Consider the following 17,820-nt stretch of genomic DNA (forward strand, 5'->3'; position numbering starts at 1 on the left):
TGGCATTATTTGTCAAGTAATATATTGCCAACATGGATAACTTCGGTTCTAGACTGAAAGCATTAAGAACAAAACAAGGGCTATTAATGCGACAAGTCGCTGCTGCTACAGATGTGGACACCTCTATGATAAGCAAGTTTGAGAATGGTGATCGACTTCCAACAAGAAAACAAATTGAAAAGCTCGCTTTGATTTTAAAGGTTACAGAAGAGGAATTACTCGTTCAAGCATATAGTGAAAAAATTGCATACGATTTAATCAAAGAACCGCTAGCTGAGGAAATTGTCGAATTGGCATTAAAAAAATTACAATTAAAAAAATGAACTAACCAAACAGTACATCTTTATGCCTAACCATACTTTCAACATACTCACATTCAATCACCCGCAGGAAGAACAAACCTTTTACTTCACTGACCAGGAACATGACAACCTCACAAGGATCTACAAATCGCTTGTACCTGATGAGGTTATTGAAAAGTATGGGGAGCAAGACCATTATTACACATCATTTACAGTTGAGCAGGACGGATTCTTAGCAGTATCCAAACCAACAACTCCTTTATTTGAAACCAAGACAAATGAGGCAGGTGAAGAACGCTCATATGCTGTTCGCAATTCTACCTTCTCATCTTCAGTACTAAAGCGATATTACAATTCGCTTATTCATAGTCATTTCAAAGGGAAAGGATTTTTAGTAAAGCCCAATTTTATAAGTGATACGGAAGTTTGGCTTCCAAGCGAAAAACAGGATACAACTGGTCAGTACAAGATATTTGACCGCTTCTCACTCAAAGTACAGTTTAAGACCGTTTCCGATAGTCTGGAATTGTTGGTGACATTTGAAGGTAAATCCAAAATCTTCAAGGTTCCTGTCTCCACTCTTTTAGAGGATGTATCACCGACAGATATTAATTGGGTAGTGTATGAAAAAGGACTGTACCGATTTGATGAGTTGCCTGATAGTGGCAAAAGAGAATATGACAAGGTGTATCCCGTATGGAATTTCGAAATCAGAGATGCACTAATGCAAGGAACGGAAGCCCCGGACAAAACCAATAAGTACAAAAAGTTTAGAGAGGGAATCGACAAGTTCTACAATCAATACCTAAATACAGAGGAGTTCAAAGCAATCATTCCAATTACCTCAAATGGATTCATAGCAGTCAATAAAATCAATATCGGGTCAGTCAACAATTCCAGTAACCGCCTTTTATTCGGTGAAGAAAAGTCTGGAATCGTGCCAATGGATGGAATGAAAGAGCATGGTCCTTTCGGATTAAGCCCTACTACTAAAATTCACTACTTTTTTATCTTTCATAAAGATGATCAGCCCATCGCAGAGAAGATGGACAGTTATTTCAAAGGAACTGAGTTTGGCTTTAAAGGATTGGTCAAGTTTATTCATACAACTTACCACACCGAAAAAGGTTTCAGTATAAGGTTTGATGACAGAGATGATCCATGGCCAGAAATCTATGAAGCCATTACCAATAAACACTTTGAATCTGACATTCAGTACATCGCCATTTATATCAGTCCATTCTCCAAAAATGCTCCAGACAAATCAAGAAGGAAGATATACTACAAGCTGAAAGAATTGCTACTGAAAGAAGGCGTATCCTCACAGGTAATTGACGGAGAGAAGGTATTGACCAACGAAAAGTACTATTACAGCCTACCGAATATTGCTATCGCCATTTTAGCCAAACTGAACGGCATCCCTTGGAAGCTGGATACAAAGCTCAAAAATGAATTGATAGTAGGCATTGGAGCATTTAGAAACTCAGAAGTTGACATACAATATATAGGAAGTGCTTTTAGCTTCGCTAACAATGGGAAATTCAACCGTTTTGAGTGCTTCCAAAAAGACCAAACAAAGGAGTTAGCAGGTTCAATTATCAGGGCAGTAAAGGAGTATGCTAATGTAAATACAGGCATCAAACGGCTTGTGATACACTTCTACAAGAGTATGAGGCAAGATGAACTTCAACCAATAGAAGACGGCCTCAAAGACCTTGGATTAGACATTCCGGTATTTATAGTGTCCATCAACAAAACAGAATCCTCAGACATTGTTGCATTTGACAACAGTTGGAAAGACCTTATGCCAATGAGTGGCACATTCATAAAGGTTGGGTACAATAAATTCCTGCTATTCAACAACACACGATACAATCCAAAATTTTACAGCTTCCATGACGGTTTTCCGTTCCCGATCAAGCTGAAAATCTTTTGCACAGAAAAAGAGCTGGTAGAGGAATATAAGACCGTAAAAGAATTGATAGATCAGGTGTATCAGTTCAGCCGTATGTATTGGAAATCAGTAAGACAACAGAACTTACCAGTTACCATCAAATACCCTGAAATGGTCGCAGAAATGCTCCCTCATTTTGATGGTAATGAAATACCTGAATTTGGAAAAGACAACCTTTGGTTCTTGTAATGGACAGAATAGAAGAAATATTTAAAATTAAGGACGTAAAGCCGACTGCTGTAAGGATAGTAGTACTGCGCTACCTATTAGAACAAAAGAAAGCACAGTCTTTAAAGGACATTGAAGTTGGTCTCGATCAATCAGACAGAAGTTCAATTTTTCGCACACTAAAAACTTTTGAAGATCATAAGGTGATCCATAGTATCGAAGATGGCTCAGGGATGACCAAGTATGCTGTATGTGTAGAAGGCTGCAATTGCGATCCAAAAGACCTTCATTATCATTTCTATTGCACTTCATGTGAAATGACTTTTTGCCTTTTAGACCACCCTATTCCTTTAGTCAATCTACCAAATAATTTTAAAATGGCACAAGCTAACATGGTCATTAAAGGATTATGCGATAAGTGTAACCAATAACCTTTGCAATCGGGTTGCACTATCGCTTCATTATCTTTGTGACCAATGAAGTATTTATCTTTGATATTCGCCACGTTTACGCTGATGCTCTCCACAGTCCCTATTGAGGGAGCTTGTCGTAGTAACTCGTATGATGGTGTTTACAACTACTCAAATACAGAATCTAGTCAGCAGGAGAGCGGAAATCAGGATAACGAAAATTGCCCCCCACTCTGCGGTTGTCAATGTAGTCATGTACATGCAATCTCTTTTGGAAACAATAGGGTAATTATCAATCTGGTATTTGCGGATAATAATAAGTTGCCCAGAAACTACAACAATGGTATTTCTTTTAATTTAATCAATGCCATTTGGCATCCCCCAAAGTTCTCCGAATAGGTTATTGCTTACTTATTCAAAGGTATTAACACATGTGATTTTCAAGTCACATGTGTGATATTCAATAACCACCACTACGCCTACAGTCCAATAGAACAGTACGGCTTGTATTTCCAAATCAACATGTTTAAAAGTCATAAACATCAGGACTTCTTTATCAAGAGATCCTGATAAAAGTAAAGCTATGATTAATCAAATAATTTCATTTTCAATAAAAAACAAGCTTATTATTGGCATGCTCACCATTGCCCTCATTATTGGTGGCTTATGGAGTGCGTCCCAAGTACCGCTAGATGCTGTGCCGGATATTACAAATAACCAGGTACAGGTCATTACACAAGCTCCGAACCTGGGCACAGAGGATATTGAGCAGTTTGTTACCTATCCAGTGGAGGTGGCAGTAGCCAACCTACCCGGTGTAACTGAAATCCGCTCGGTTTCCCGATTTGGTTTATCGGTAGTAACTATCGTTTTTGAAGACGATATTGGAACTTATCTGCCAAGGCAATTAGTGGCTGAAAAGCTTGCAGAAATCAAAGAAAGTATCCCAAAAGAATTTGGTGAGCCTTCAATGGGGCCAATATCCACCGGGTTGGGAGAAATCTATCAATACACACTAAAAGTAGATTCTACTCACAAAGGCCAATTCACTCCCACTGATTTACGCACGATGCAAGATTGGATTGTGCGTAGGCAAATGGCAATGGTTCCCGGAGTGGTAGAAATAAACGCCATTGGAGGAAGTTTGAAACAGTATGAAGTGGCCATCAACCCAGATGAACTGAAGGCAATTGGCATTACTATTCTTGATATTTTCAATGCACTGGAAGCCAACAATCAGAATACAGGTGGCGCTTATATCGAGAAAAACCATCAAGCCAATTTTATTAGAGGCGAAGGTTTAGCCAGAAATCTGAAAGACATTGAGAACATAGTGGTTAAAAATGTGAATAACCTGCCTATCCGAATCAAGGATGTAGCAAAAGTTCAATATGGTAATGCGGTTCGTTATGGTGCACTAACGCAGGATGGTGAAGAAGTTGTAGGTGGGTTAGTGTTATTGCTCAAAGGAGCCAACTCCAATGATGTAATAATTCGTGTGAAAGAACGCATGATGGAAATTCAGAAATCCTTACCTGAAGGTATTGTAATTGAACCACTACTTGACAGAAGTAAACTCATAGCAAAAACAACAGACACAGTCAGCACTAACCTGATGGAAGGGGCATTGATTGTCATTTTTGTTTTGGTGTTTCTGCTTGGGAATTGGCGTGGTGGATTAATCGTAGCATCAACTATTCCCCTATCCTTATTGTTTGCTTTTGTATTAATGAACGTTTTTGGCGTTTGGGCAAATTTGATGAGCCTGGGAGCCATTGATTTCGGAATCATTATAGACGGTGCTGTAATAATTGTGGAAAGCACCGTATTTCTCCTTCATGAACGTGTATTGAAAAAACAGAACATCACTGCACAGGTTAGAGATGAAGTATCCTATTCGGCCTCAAGCAAAATGATGAATGCTGCCTTCTTTGGTCAACTCATTATACTCATAGTGTTTATCCCGATTCTTGCCCTACAAGGTGTTGAGGGTAAAATGTTCAAGCCGATGGCACTCACCTTCATGTTTGCCATGATTGGTGTTATGATCCTTTGCCTAACCTATGTTCCTATGATGTCGGCTTGGTTTATTCGTACAAGCAACAGTAATAAAGCTTCATGGGGTGATCGTTTTGTCCTTTGGCTTGAGAATATTTATGACCCCACATTGGGTAGGGCATTAAAAAAAGCCAAATGGGTAATCGTTTCAGCGGTTGTATTGCTCGGCTTGGCGGTCTTTACCTTCTCACGCATGGGTGGAGAATTTGTTCCACAGTTGGATGAAGGAGATATTGCATTTCATGCTATTCTAAAACCGGGTAGCTCGCTATCGGAAACCATCGAAACCACCACCAAAATAGAAGGTATTGTTAAGACTAAGTTTCCTGAAGTACTGAAGATAGTTAGCCGTATTGGGTCTGCCGAAATCCCAACAGATCCTATGCCCTTTGATTATGCAGATGTATTCGTCATAATGGCTCCCAAGGAAGAATGGGTTTCTGCCGAAAGCAAAGACGATCTGATATATAAAATGAAAGAGGAACTGGAAAAGATACCAGGTGTCAATTTCGAGTTTACCCAGCCCATCGAAATGCGGTTCAACGAATTGTTAGAAGGAATTAAGGAGGATATTGCCATCAAATTATACGGGGAAGACATCAATATCTTGGCCGCAAAAGCGGAAGAAATATCAAAGATTATTGCCGGGACTCAAGGCATAGGTGATATGCGTGTGGAGGCAACAACAGGACTTCCCCAAATGACTGTGCAGTATAACCGGAATAAACTGGCTCAATATGGGGTAAATATCCAAGACCTGAATAGGTTGATTCAATCAGCTTTTGTAGGTGGTAAGGCGGGGGTAATTTTTGAAGGTGAAAAACGTTTTGATTTGGTCGTTCGACTAGATGAACAACACCGTAAAAGCATTGACGATATAAAGAACCTCTACATTAGTTTACCCAGCGGCTCACAAATCCCTCTGAAAGAAGTAGCAAACATAAGCTACCAACCAGGCCCCATGCAAATCAGCCGGGATAATACCAACCGCAGGACTTATGTAGGCATCAATGTCAGGGGACGTGATATAAAATCACTTGTAGAAGAAATTCAGCAAAAGTTGGACGCAAAGCTTGACCTCCCCCCTGGTTATTACATACGGTATGGGGGCGCTTTTGAGAACCTGGAACGAGCAAGTAAACGCTTACAAGTAGTTGTGCCAATTGCTTTGGGATTGATATTCTTACTCATATTTTTTGCTCTAAAGTCTTTCAAACAATCCATGATGATATACATGGCCATTCCATTGGCAGCCATTGGAGGGGTTTTCTCTTTATGGTTGAGAGATATGCCGTTCAGTATTTCAGCAGGCGTTGGTTTTATTGTACTCTTTGGAGTAGCGGTATTAAATGGATTGGTACTCATAAGTGGATGGAACGAACTGAAGGATGAAGGTGTAAGCGATTTGAATGAACGTATCCGGTTAGGCGCAAGAAGGCGGATAAGGCCAATTCTTCTTACAGCACTCACAGATGTCTTTGGCTTTTTGCCAATGGCTGTTTCTACCTCGGCAGGTGCAGAAGTCCAGCAACCCTTAGCGACCGTGGTAATTGGCGGAATGATTACAGCCACTTTACTTACCTTATTTGTGCTTCCTATATTATACAGGTGGGTAGAAAACAGAAGCTCCAAAGTAATGATACCCAAAGCCATGACTATTCTGATACTGATTGGTGGATTCACTCTTTTTTCGTCCGGTGAACTGAAAGCTCAAGAGACTAAAGATAAAACAGTCACCACATTAGAGGAAGCCCTCAGGATCGGTTTATCGAATAACGGCAATGTGCAGGTAGCGAAAACCAATATCGAGTTGCAGGAACAAGGGAAAAAAGCTGCTTTTGATCCGGGCAAGACCAATATAGGTGCACAATATGGGCAGTACAACAGTTTTGAAAATGATTTTGCACTTAACCTGACCCAGCAATTTGATTTTCCAACGGTCTATACCAACCAGCACAAACTGGCAAAAGAAAAGACGGAAGGAAGCCAGATGCAACTGGCGGTAACTGAGAACAGCCTGAAACGAGACATCCGCCAAAGTTGGTATCAACTTGCCTATTTAAGGGAAAAGGAAAAGTTGTTGTTGTATCAGGATACTATTTATGGTCGGTTTCTACATGCAGCCACCATCCGTTATGAAACGGAAGCTACCAGCTACCTGGAAAAAGCAGCAGCAGAAACCAAGGTGATGGAAATCCAAAATACACTTAAACTAATAGCATCGGACATTGCCATTCAGGAGAAGCAGCTTCGTATCCTCCTGAACGATACAACCGGAATCCACTTTATGCCAGGGGTCTTAGCCGAAAGGACTATGGCGGGTATTCAGGATTCAACACAAGTAGCCAATAATCCTCTACTTGCCTATGCCAAACAGCAGATTGATATTGCTGGTGCTGAAAAAGCAGTCCAGTCGTCCAAAATGCTGCCCGGGTTATCAGTCGGATATTTCAATCAATCACTAATAGGACAATTAACTACAACTGGTGATATTGCAGGCCCTTCTAATCGATTTTCCGGAGTGCAAGTTGGCATTTCAATACCGATATTTTACGGTTCTTATAAGGCCAATATAAAATCAGCCCAGCTCAAAGAGCAGATGGCCGAAACCAATGCTAATTACTACACTTCCGTCCTTCAGGGGCAGTACGAACAGCAGCTACAGGAAGTGTTCAAATACGGGGGGAGCTTGAGCTACTATAAGGACAAAGCAATTCCACAAGCAAATCTCATCATTGGCAATGCTCAAAAGAGTTTCGAGAATGGAGCCATAGATTATGTGGAATATTTTCAAAATCTAAATCAGGGGCTGGAACTGAAATTCAATTATCTCAATACATTAAACGGGTACAACCAGGCCATTATCAATCTGGAATACCTGATTGGTCAATAATATAAAAAACTGAATAATATGAACTCTTACATAAAAAATTACACTACTCCATTGTTAAAGACTTGGAGTATTGGCAGCTTGTTCGTTGCAGCAAGTTTATTCATTGTATCGTGTGGAAACTCGGTGAATAAAGAAGAAGGGGAAGAACTAGAAGAAGAACATGTTGAAGAAGTACTCTTTTCTACCCAGCAATTTCAATCGCTAAGAATGAAGGTAGATACTTTACCACTTCGCAACATCTCCTCCTATGTGGATGCAAACGGACAATTGGAAGTACCCCCACAAAATGAAGCAGCGGTTACAGCCGTCATAGGTGCGAACATTATCAGCATTAAAGTAATTGAAGGCGATAAAATAAAAAAAGGACAGGTACTGGCATACCTCAACCATCCTGACCTGATTAAACTACAAACCGATTACATCAATAGCTGGAACCAACTTCAATACATTGATAAAGAATACCAGCGTCAAAAGACGCTCTATGATGAAAAAGTAGGGTCAGGAAAAGAATTTCAGAAAACACAGGCGGATTACCAGTCAATGAAAGGAACGGTAGTAGGTTATGAAGCACAGTTAAGACTATTGGGATTGAGCCTTATGAAAATACAGCAAGGTGAAATCTACGATCAAGTACCAGTATCCACTCCTATTTCAGGATACGTACGACATGTAAATGTAAAAACAGGCCAATATGTACAGCCACAAACCGAGATGTTTGAAATCGTCAATATAGATCACATCCATACCGATTTAACGGTGTTTGAAAAAGACATACACAAGGTAAAAGAAGGCCAGAAAGTTAAGTTTTCTATTGAATCCTTGCCAGGAAAAGAACTGGAAGCAACCATTTATTCAGTAGGTAAAGCATTCGAGCAAGACCCTAAGGCCATTCACCTTCATGCAGAAATTCATAATAAGGAAGGATTGCTTATTCCCGGTATGTATGTGCGGGGACGTATCATAATTGATGACGTTCGTTGTTATGCTCTGCCTGAAGCTGCTGTAATTAGAGATGGTGATAAATATTTCATTTTCACGGCTGAGAAGAAAGATGAAGATGGTGAAGTTGAGTGGGAATTTGTACCGGAGGAAATTATTGTTGGAGCAATGGATAACGGTTGGATAGAAGTTAAACTTCTCCAACCATTAGAAGAAGGTACAACTGTCGCTTGGAACAATGCATATTACTTATTAGCAGAAATGAAAAAGGGTGAGCTGGGAGATGATGATTAAAGATAGAAGTATGAAAAAAACAATATTCAAAATATCGAGAATGGACTGCTCCTCTGAGGAACAGTTAATTCGTATGAAATTGGAGTCGTTTTCCAATATAAAACACCTTGAATTTGACATACCTTCCCGTCAACTTGGAATTTACCACATTGGTGACATAGATCAAATTCATCAGGCTATCAGCGAGTTGAACCTAAACGATAAATTGGAAAACACAGAAGACGCTGATTTGCCTTCAGTTGTTGACGAATCGCATCAAAGGAAAATACTATGGTGGGTATTGGGCATCAATTTCGGCTTCTTTGTAGTAGAAATGACTACCGGATGGATATCCCGCTCTATGGGTCTGGTGGCTGACTCGCTGGATATGCTGGCAGATTCCATCGTCTACGGCCTGAGCTTATTTGCTGTCGGTGCAGCTATTTCTCGTAAGAAGAAAGTAGCCAAAATCAGTGGCTATTTTCAGATGGGATTGGCTCTGTTAGGTTTTTCAGAAGTTTTGCGCAGGTTTTTCAGCGAAAGCGAAACACCGCTGTTTCAATGGATGATCATCATTTCGGTACTTGCCTTAATTGGTAACTTGGTCTCGCTTTGGCTGATCAACAAAGCTAAAAGTGATGAAGCTCACATGCAGGCCAGTGCGATATTTACATCTAATGATATTATAGTGAATGGAGGGGTAATACTAGCTGGGATTCTGGTTTATTTTCTAAAAAGTAAATGGCCGGATCTGGTTGTTGGTGGTGTTGTTTTCTCCTTTGTTATGCGTGGTGCTTTTCGAATACTGAAATTGGCAAAATGATTATGGGACATAATCACAATCATTCACATAATCATTCAGAGGGCAATGTAAAAGTAGCCTTCTTTCTCAACCTTGCCTTTACAATCATTGAGATCATTGGTGGTCTCTATACCAATAGTTTGGCTATCCTGTCGGATGCACTGCATGATTTAGGAGATAGCCTCAGTTTAGGACTTTCGTGGTACTTTCAGAAGCTATCCAAGAAAGGTAGAACCAAGACATTCTCTTACGGGTACAAACGATTCTCATTGCTTGGTGCGATAATCAATTCGATTGTGTTAGTGGCAGGGTCAATATTCATCCTGACAAAAGCGATTCCTGAACTCTTTAATCCTGGGGAAACAAATGTTGAAGGCATGCTCTATCTATCGATTTTGGGAATAGTAGTAAATGGTGCAGCTGTTTTCAAACTCCGAAAAGGAGAATCTCTGAATGAAAAAGTAGTTTCACTACATCTTTTAGAAGATGTCTTGGGATGGGTGGCCGTTCTTATAGGTAGTGTCATTATGATGTATACAGATGCACCATTTATAGATCCGTTACTCTCAGTACTAATCTCGCTTTTTGTTTTGTACAATGTTTACAAAAACCTCAAAAAGAGCCTTTTAGTAATTCTTCAGGGCATTCCCGAGGAAATTTCCATTGACGACATTCGGCAAAAGCTCAAGAACATATCAAAAGTTACTGACATCCATGACTGCCACGCATGGTCGATGGACGGCCAGTACAACATTCTTACACTTCACCTTCGACTAGATAAAGACTACAAACTTTCAGAACAAGCTAAGCTCAAAGAGCAAGTAAGAACACAATTAAAAGATGAATCGATTAATCACATTACCATAGAGTTTGAAGCACAGGGTGAAAACTGTGAGTTGGAGGATTGTTGATCAAATCATTTGATAAGTGATGAAAAAATATCAGATTAAAACAAAATGAAGCTAAACACCCTCTACATAAAAAACATGGTTTGTCCTCGCTGTATTGACACAGTGAAGGACATTTTGGATAACCTGAATATAGAAACCTCCTCCATTGAACTCGGAGAAGTTCATACACCAAACAACATCACGAGTGATCAGAAATCACAGCTGGAGGAACTACTGGCAGCACGAGGCTTTGAGTTGCTTCAAGATCAAAAGTCGAAACTGATCGGACAGATCAAAGCGATCATTGTAGATCAAATTCATCACAACAAAGAAGCCTTAAATATCAATTTCTCTACCCTAATAGCTGATAAACTGCACCAGGAGTATTCTTCTCTCAGCAGGCTTTTCTCTTCTGTCGAAGGAGTCACTATTGAGCGGTTTATCCTTAAACAAAAAGTAGAGCGAGTGAAAGAGCTCATCTTTTACAATGAGCTAACGCTCTCAGAGATTGCTCATCAAATGGACTACAGCAGTGTAGCCCATCTATCCGCCCAATTCAAAAAAGAGACGGGCATGACCCCCACAGCTTTTAAGAAAATGAGAAATCCGGGACGGCAATCACTGGATCAGCTGTGATCAAAATCTCATAAGCCTTTTTCAAAATTGTGTAACAGCCACAAGCAGCTTACCGATCATCTTTGTATCGTGACAATTAATACGATAACAAGATGACCAAAGAATATACAATTACCGGAATGACTTGCACTGGCTGTTTGGCCAAAGTGAAGAGAACGATCAATGGAATCGAAGAGATACAAGAAGCCGCTATTCAACTGGAATACCCACAGGCAAAGATTATCTCCGATGAATCTTTAGACCTTGGAGAAATTAATCTGGCATTAAAAAAGGTAGGGAACTATGCCATTTCTGAAGAATATCAAGAGACCGTACAAGCTCCGCTCCCTAAGATCAAAAAACAAGAACCACTCGCTGAGAAGTCCATTACCACCTACAAACCACTGATCCTTATTGTAGGGTTCATTGCTGTGGTAACAGCTTTGAGCCAATACCCATTCAATGAATTTTCGGGGATGTTGTGGATGCGCCACTTTATGGCAGGGTTCTTCATTGTCTTTGCTTTTTTCAAGCTGCTAAACTTGACAGGCTTTGCGAACTCTTATCGAATGTACGATATAGTAGCCGCTAAATGGAAAGCCTGGGGATACGCTTACCCATTTGTTGAACTAGCCCTGGGATTGCTCTATTTATTGAATATTGCACCGTTTTTCACAAACATGGTGACAGTTATCGTCTTGGGCATAAGCAGCATCGGAGTGATTAAAAGCAACCTGAACAAGAAGAAGATCAAATGTGCCTGCCTGGGAGATGTATTCAATTTACCCATGAGTACAGTCACCATTGTAGAGGATCTATCCATGGTAGCTATGGCTGCAGCTATGCTTGTTTTCACTTAGGTCGTTACAAAATTCTGTAATCATTTCTCAAAATTCTATAAACCCTTCTCTGTAAGAAATCCGTATATTGCATTATAAGTGAAAAGAATAATCTCCATATCGCTTGCTTTGCTCATGTTGGTTTCCAGCGTGGGTTTCTCTATGAACACACATTTTTGTGGTGGCGTAGCGGTTGAGACTTCTTTTTCAATCGGACTTCATAATCCTGATTGCGGAATGTCCGATATGGATGGAGACTGCAAAAAAGAACCATCCTCAGAAGAACAGGTAAAACCTAAACCCTGTTGTGAAAATCAACATGAGGTACTTCAATTAGATGAGAATGCAAATCTTCAAGCCTTCTCTGTTGATGTGAATCCTGTTTTCTTTGTTGCTTTCATTCACACTTATGTTCAGCCGATTCTATTTGCTGATCAAGCTTTTGTTCATAACACTTATTACTCTCCTCCCATACCTGATAAGGATATTCAAGTCCTTTTTCAGACCTTTTTAATTTAATCCGCATAGTACAATTTGATGTTCCTGGTCTTGTGACTATGGAGCATAGTGGCATTTCCTGCCATTGAACAATTCTTTTCTGTTCAATCAAATTCAATTGTATTATGCTCAATAAAATCATAAAATATTTCTTAGAGAATAAGTTGGTCACTGTTCTCGTCCTTACAGGTTTTGTAGCCTGGGGAATTGTAACTGCTCCATTTGGATGGCAAGTGGGTGCATTGCCTTCTGACCCTGTTCCGGTGGATGCCATACCAGACATAGGAGAAAACCAACAAATTGTTTTTACCCAATGGGCTGGCCGTTCGCCACAGGATATTGAGGATCAAATCTCTTATCCTTTAACTACTTATTTACTAGGAATCCCAGGAGTAAAATCTATTAGAAGTTCATCCATCTTCGGTTTTTCCAGTATCTATATCATCTTCTCAGAAGATGTGGAGTTCTATTGGTCACGATCCAGAATACTCGAAAAACTCAACTCACTACCCTCTGGCTTACTCCCTGATGCCGTCCAGCCTGCATTGGGGCCAGATGCCACCGCCTTAGGGCAGGTGTATTGGTACACCATTGAAGGAAGGGACAAAAACGGAAATCCAACTGGCGGTTGGGATTTGCACGAAATCCGCACAGTTCAGGACTTCTATGTGAAGTATGGATTAAATGCAACAGAAGGAGTTTCAGAAGTTGCTTCCATTGGCGGTTTTATTCAGGAATACCAAATTGATGTAAATCCTGACGCATTGAAAGCCTACAACATCCCCTTGCATAAAGTCATGCAGGCAGTACAAAAATCCAATAAGGATGTTGGTGCAAAGACCATAGAAATCAATCAGGCTGAATATTTAGTTCGTGGTTTAGGATATGTCAAGAAAGTAGAAGACATAGAAAAGGCAGTAGTTGCAGTACAAGACAATGTGCCTATAAGGATAAAAGACATTGGTGTAGTATCTCTTGGCCCCGCTACAAGACGAGGTATTTTGGACAAAGATGGTGCTGAAGTAGTAGGTGGCGTTGTAGTAGCTCGATATGGAGCGAATCCCTTGCAGGTCATCAACAATGTAAAAGCCAAAATTATTGAAATAGCACCCGGCCTTCCCAAGAAAACATTGGCTGACGGTAGAGAAAGCCAGCTTACAATTGTCCCGTTTTATGATCGCTCAGAATTGATCTATGAAACCTTAGGTACACTGGAAGAAGCCTTGTCGCTGGAAATTCTCATTACCATTCTGGTGGTGATTGTGATGGTATATAACCTAAGAGCTTCATTCCTTATTTCCAGCCTTTTGCCCATTGCCGTGCTCATGGTGTTTATTGCCATGCGATACTTTGGTGTCGATGCGAATATTGTAGCACTATCAGGAATAGCCATTGCCATCGGAACAATGGTGGACTTAGGTATTATTCTTTCTGAAAATATCATCAAGCATATTGATGAAGCCCCACCAAGCCAAAAACTAATTGATACCATTTACAATGGAGCATCAGAGGTGGCCACTGCGATATTAACGGCTGTCTCTACCACAATTGTGAGTTTTGTCCCTGTATTTACCATGCAGGCAGCAGAAGGCAAGCTGTTTGGTCCTCTGGCTTTTACAAAGACTTTTGCCCTTTTAGCTGCATTGATCGTTTCATTGCTGATTTTACCAACGCTGGCACATTGGTTTTTTGGATTCAATATCAAAAACAAGTTTTTAAGAAAGTATGGTCATTACGGCTTAGTACTTATTGGAATTATAAGCCTCTTTATTGGACAGGTTTGGACGGGAGTGTTACTAATTCAATTTGGAATCATCGGTATTGTAAAAAACATTGAACAGCTCAAAAATGCTTCACTTCCGACTGTAATAAAGTTCTTACTCAAGTATGCGGAATTAATCATTGTCCTGTTGGGAGTCATTTGGTTGCTGGCAAAATATTGGTTACCACTAGGTGCATCTAAATCCCTTCTCCTCAACTTTGTTTTTGTTGCCCTATTGGTCGGTGTTATACTCGGTGCGTTTAGGCTATTGGAATTTCAATACAAAAAAATCCTCACTTGGTGTTTAAATAACAAAATCAAGTTTTTGATTATCCCGACTATACTCATCCTATTAGGTGCAAATATTTGGCTTGGCTTCAATGCTGTTTTTGGTTTTGTCTCCAAGGGTTTTGAGAAGGTTGGATGGAATTTGGATCAGACCAAAGGATGGTCAGCCATGTCCCAAACCTTTCCAGGTATAGGAAAGGAATTTATGCCTTCTCTGGATGAAGGCAGCTTTCTGTTGATGCCAACCTCAATGCCTCATTCCGGAGTAACATTCAATCGAAAGATAGTAGGCCAGTTGGATATGCTACTAACCAGTATCCCCGAAGTAGAGCTAACGGTTGGTAAACTCGGACGGGTAGAATCAGCCCTTGACCCAGCCCCTATTTCTATGTATGAAAACATTATCAATTACAAGCCAGAATATATTCTGAACAAAAAAGGACACAGGCAAAGGTTTAAAGTAGATAAAAACAATCGCTTTATAACAGTTTCTGGTGATTCACTAACCAATCAAGAAGGGTTAAGTAAAGGCATTGAAGCCAAGGAACTCATTGCAGATGAAAATGGGGAGTACTATCGCAATTGGCGTGATCACATTCAATCACCTGATGATATTTGGAATGAGATAGTAAAAGCCACCAAACTACCAGGTGTCACCTCAGCACCTAAGCTTCAACCGATTGAAACTCGGTTGGTCATGCTCCAAACGGGGATGCGAGCTCCTATGGGAATCAAGGTATATGGCCCTGACCTGAAAACAATAGAGAACTTTGGATTGCAGTTGGAGAATGTTCTAAAAGAAGTGCCTTCTGTAAAGGCAGAAGCAGTATTTGCGGATAGAATTGTAGGTAAGCCCTACATACACCTCAACATAAATAGGGATGAAATCTCGCGATACGGATTGAACATTGAGGATGTTCAACAGACCATAGAAACCGCAATTGGTGGAATGAAAATAACCTCTACTGTAGAAGGCCGTGAACGATTTCCTGTAAGGGTTCGCTATCCAAGAGAATTGAGGGATGACCCTGAAGCATTGGGTAAAATACTAATGCCTACACCCACAGGTGCTCAAATTCCATTATCTCAAATCATAGACTTTGAATATGTAAGGGGTCCACAAGCGATAAAAAGTGAAGAAACCTTTCTGGTTGGCTATGTACTGTTTGATAAACGTGCTGGTTTCTCGGAAGTCACCGTGGTAAACGATGCTCAACGCACAATTCAGGATAAAATTGATTCAGGTGAACTGACCGTACCTGCTGGTGTCAGCTATAAGTTTTCAGGGAGTTATGAAAACCAGGTGAGGGCAGAAAAACGGCTTTCTATAATAGTTCCTTTGGTATTAGGAATTGTGTTTCTCATTCTTTATTTCCAGTTCCGTTCGGTATCTACTTCATTAATGGTATTTACTGGAATAGCAATGGCCTTTAGTGGTGGTTTTATCATGCTATGGCTCTATGGGCAAATTTGGTTTGCAGACTTCTCAGTCTTCGGCACAAACTTTCGTGATTTATTCCAAATACATACTATTAATTTAAGTGTGGCAGTTTGGGTTGGCTTTATTGCCCTTTTTGGAATAGCTACTGACGATGGTGTATTGATGGCTACCTATCTGGATCAAAGCTTTGATAGAAATAAAACAGATAATATAAAAGGAATAAGAGCGGCAACAGTAGAAGCAGGGCAGCGCAGAATAAAGCCAGCAGTAATGACAACTGCCACGACCATCATTGCTTTACTACCTATCCTCACTTCAACAGGAAGAGGTTCAGATATTATGATACCCATGGCATTGCCTGCTGTTGGAGGGATGCTATTTGCTGCCATCACTTATTTCATCGTTCCGGTGATTTACTGCTGGAGAGAAGAACGTAAAATTTTAAAAGGCCAATCATGAAAAAAATAATCATAATCATATTCACGGCATTTGGCTTTTCCACATTAACAAATGCTCAGTCGTTAGATGACTATTTCAAGTTAGCGGCAGAAAACAATCCGGGATTGCAGGCTAAATACAAATCCTTTGAAGCTGCCATGCAAAAAGTGACACAAGTTAGCAGCTTGCCAGACCCCAATCTTTCCTTCGGTTATTTCGTGTCTCCGGTGGAAACAAGAGTGGGGCCGCAACGAGCAAGGTTTTCTTTGACACAAATGTTTCCATGGTTCGGCACTTTAAAAGCCCAGGAAGATGCTGCTACTTTAATGGCAGAAGCAACATATCAAGAGTTTTTAGATGCCCGAAACAAATTGTACTACCAAGTATCAGCATCATATTATCCACTCTATGAGCTGCATAAGTTGATTTCCATTGAAGAAGAAAATCAACGCATCCTGTCCTCATACAAAGAGATAGCCACTATTCAATTTCAAAACGATAAAGGCTCAATGGTAGATGTATTGCGGGTGGATATTATGCTCAAAGATGCAACTAGTAATTTGTCTATACTGGAACAAAAGCAAAAACCTCTTGTAACTCGTTTTAATAAGCTTTTGAATCGGTCTGATGACGACAATATTGTTGTTCAGGACTCTTTATTCACTTTTAGTTTACCTGCAAACTATCGTAAAGACTCGTTACTCGCGTCCAATCCTATTCTTGATGAATTGGAGTTGAAAATTGAAGCAAGTAAAGCAAGTGAACAAGCCGCAATCAAGCAGGGTCTTCCAAAACTTGGTGTAGGCTTAGATTATGTAATCGTAGGTCAACGTACGGATGTGTCATTACCTGATAATGGTCAAGATGTATTTATGCCAATGGTGTCTGTGAGCCTTCCAATTTTCAGAGGAAAATATAAAGCAGCACAAAAAGAAGCTCAACTCATGCAAGAATCTTATTCCCTGCAAAGAGAAGAAGCTGCTAACAGGCTAATCAGTTCCTATGACATGATTTGGTTCGAGATCCAAAAACAGATTGAGTTGATACAGTTATACGAAGAACAAATACAGGAGTCTAGGCAATCATTAAACCTTTTATTCTCTGCTTACAGCACTTCGGGAAAAGACTTTGAAGAAGTACTTAGGATGCAACAACAAATATTAAAGTATCAAAAAATGAAAGCTACTGCCTTGTCGGAATACCACATCGCATTAGCAGAACTGGATTATATCACAGCTAAATCGAAATAA

General features: G+C 40.2%; 13 protein-coding genes. All 13 read left to right on the forward strand.

Going from position 1 to position 17,820, the window contains the following annotated elements:
* Positions 1-32: 32 nt before the first annotated feature.
* The 13 genes from H4K34_RS17785 to H4K34_RS17840 all read left to right on the forward strand — a co-directional run bounded on the left by H4K34_RS17785 (position 33) and on the right by H4K34_RS17840 (position 17,820).
* Complete coding sequence (locus tag H4K34_RS17785) at positions 33-323, forward strand: helix-turn-helix domain-containing protein (protein WP_073093954.1); 291 nt, start codon at positions 33-35, stop codon at positions 321-323.
* Between the two features lie 22 nt (positions 324-345).
* Positions 346-2,445 carry a Piwi domain-containing protein gene (locus tag H4K34_RS17790; protein WP_210758731.1) on the forward strand — a complete coding sequence of 700 codons (2,100 nt, stop codon included), beginning with the start codon at positions 346-348 and terminating at the stop codon, positions 2,443-2,445.
* A complete protein-coding gene (locus H4K34_RS17795; protein WP_210758732.1) occupies positions 2,445-2,855 on the forward strand; it encodes a Fur family transcriptional regulator in 411 nt (136 codons plus the stop codon). Before H4K34_RS17790 ends, H4K34_RS17795 begins: the two co-directional genes overlap by 1 nt.
* A gap of 45 nt (positions 2,856-2,900) precedes the next feature.
* Complete coding sequence (locus tag H4K34_RS18220; protein ID WP_407644575.1) at positions 2,901-3,233, forward strand: DUF6660 family protein; 333 nt, start codon at positions 2,901-2,903, stop codon at positions 3,231-3,233.
* A gap of 184 nt (positions 3,234-3,417) precedes the next feature.
* Positions 3,418-7,785 carry a CusA/CzcA family heavy metal efflux RND transporter gene (locus tag H4K34_RS17800; protein WP_210758733.1) on the forward strand — a complete coding sequence of 1,456 codons (4,368 nt, stop codon included), beginning with the start codon at positions 3,418-3,420 and terminating at the stop codon, positions 7,783-7,785.
* A gap of 18 nt (positions 7,786-7,803) precedes the next feature.
* Positions 7,804-9,018 (forward strand): efflux RND transporter periplasmic adaptor subunit, encoded by a 1,215-nt coding sequence (locus H4K34_RS17805; protein WP_210758734.1) that lies wholly within the window; start codon positions 7,804-7,806, stop codon positions 9,016-9,018.
* A gap of 10 nt (positions 9,019-9,028) precedes the next feature.
* On the forward strand, positions 9,029-9,820 hold the full coding sequence (locus H4K34_RS17810) for a cation transporter (protein WP_014022292.1): 792 nt from the start codon (positions 9,029-9,031) through the stop codon (positions 9,818-9,820).
* Positions 9,817-10,710, forward strand: coding sequence for a cation diffusion facilitator family transporter (locus H4K34_RS17815; RefSeq protein WP_014022293.1), 894 nt, complete (start codon positions 9,817-9,819; stop codon positions 10,708-10,710). Before H4K34_RS17810 ends, H4K34_RS17815 begins: the two co-directional genes overlap by 4 nt.
* Positions 10,711-10,755: 45 nt before the next feature.
* Positions 10,756-11,325 (forward strand): helix-turn-helix domain-containing protein, encoded by a 570-nt coding sequence (locus H4K34_RS17820; protein ID WP_115869573.1) that lies wholly within the window; start codon positions 10,756-10,758, stop codon positions 11,323-11,325.
* A gap of 92 nt (positions 11,326-11,417) precedes the next feature.
* The gene (locus tag H4K34_RS17825) at positions 11,418-12,164 is read left to right on the forward strand and encodes a heavy-metal-associated domain-containing protein (RefSeq protein WP_210758735.1); all 747 of its coding nucleotides are present in this window, start codon (positions 11,418-11,420) and stop codon (positions 12,162-12,164) included.
* A gap of 78 nt (positions 12,165-12,242) precedes the next feature.
* Entirely contained in the window at positions 12,243-12,662 is a 420-nt protein-coding gene (locus H4K34_RS17830) for an HYC_CC_PP family protein (RefSeq protein ID WP_210758736.1), read from the forward strand.
* A 104-nt stretch (positions 12,663-12,766) separates the two neighbouring features.
* The gene (locus H4K34_RS17835) at positions 12,767-16,591 is read left to right on the forward strand and encodes an efflux RND transporter permease subunit (RefSeq protein WP_210758737.1); all 3,825 of its coding nucleotides are present in this window, start codon (positions 12,767-12,769) and stop codon (positions 16,589-16,591) included.
* Positions 16,588-17,820 carry a TolC family protein gene (locus H4K34_RS17840; protein WP_115869569.1) on the forward strand — a complete coding sequence of 411 codons (1,233 nt, stop codon included), beginning with the start codon at positions 16,588-16,590 and terminating at the stop codon, positions 17,818-17,820. Before H4K34_RS17835 ends, H4K34_RS17840 begins: the two co-directional genes overlap by 4 nt.

Origin of the sequence: Croceimicrobium hydrocarbonivorans, assembly GCF_014524565.1 — a bacterium.
Taxonomy (GTDB): Bacteria; Bacteroidota; Bacteroidia; order Flavobacteriales; family Schleiferiaceae; genus Croceimicrobium; species Croceimicrobium hydrocarbonivorans.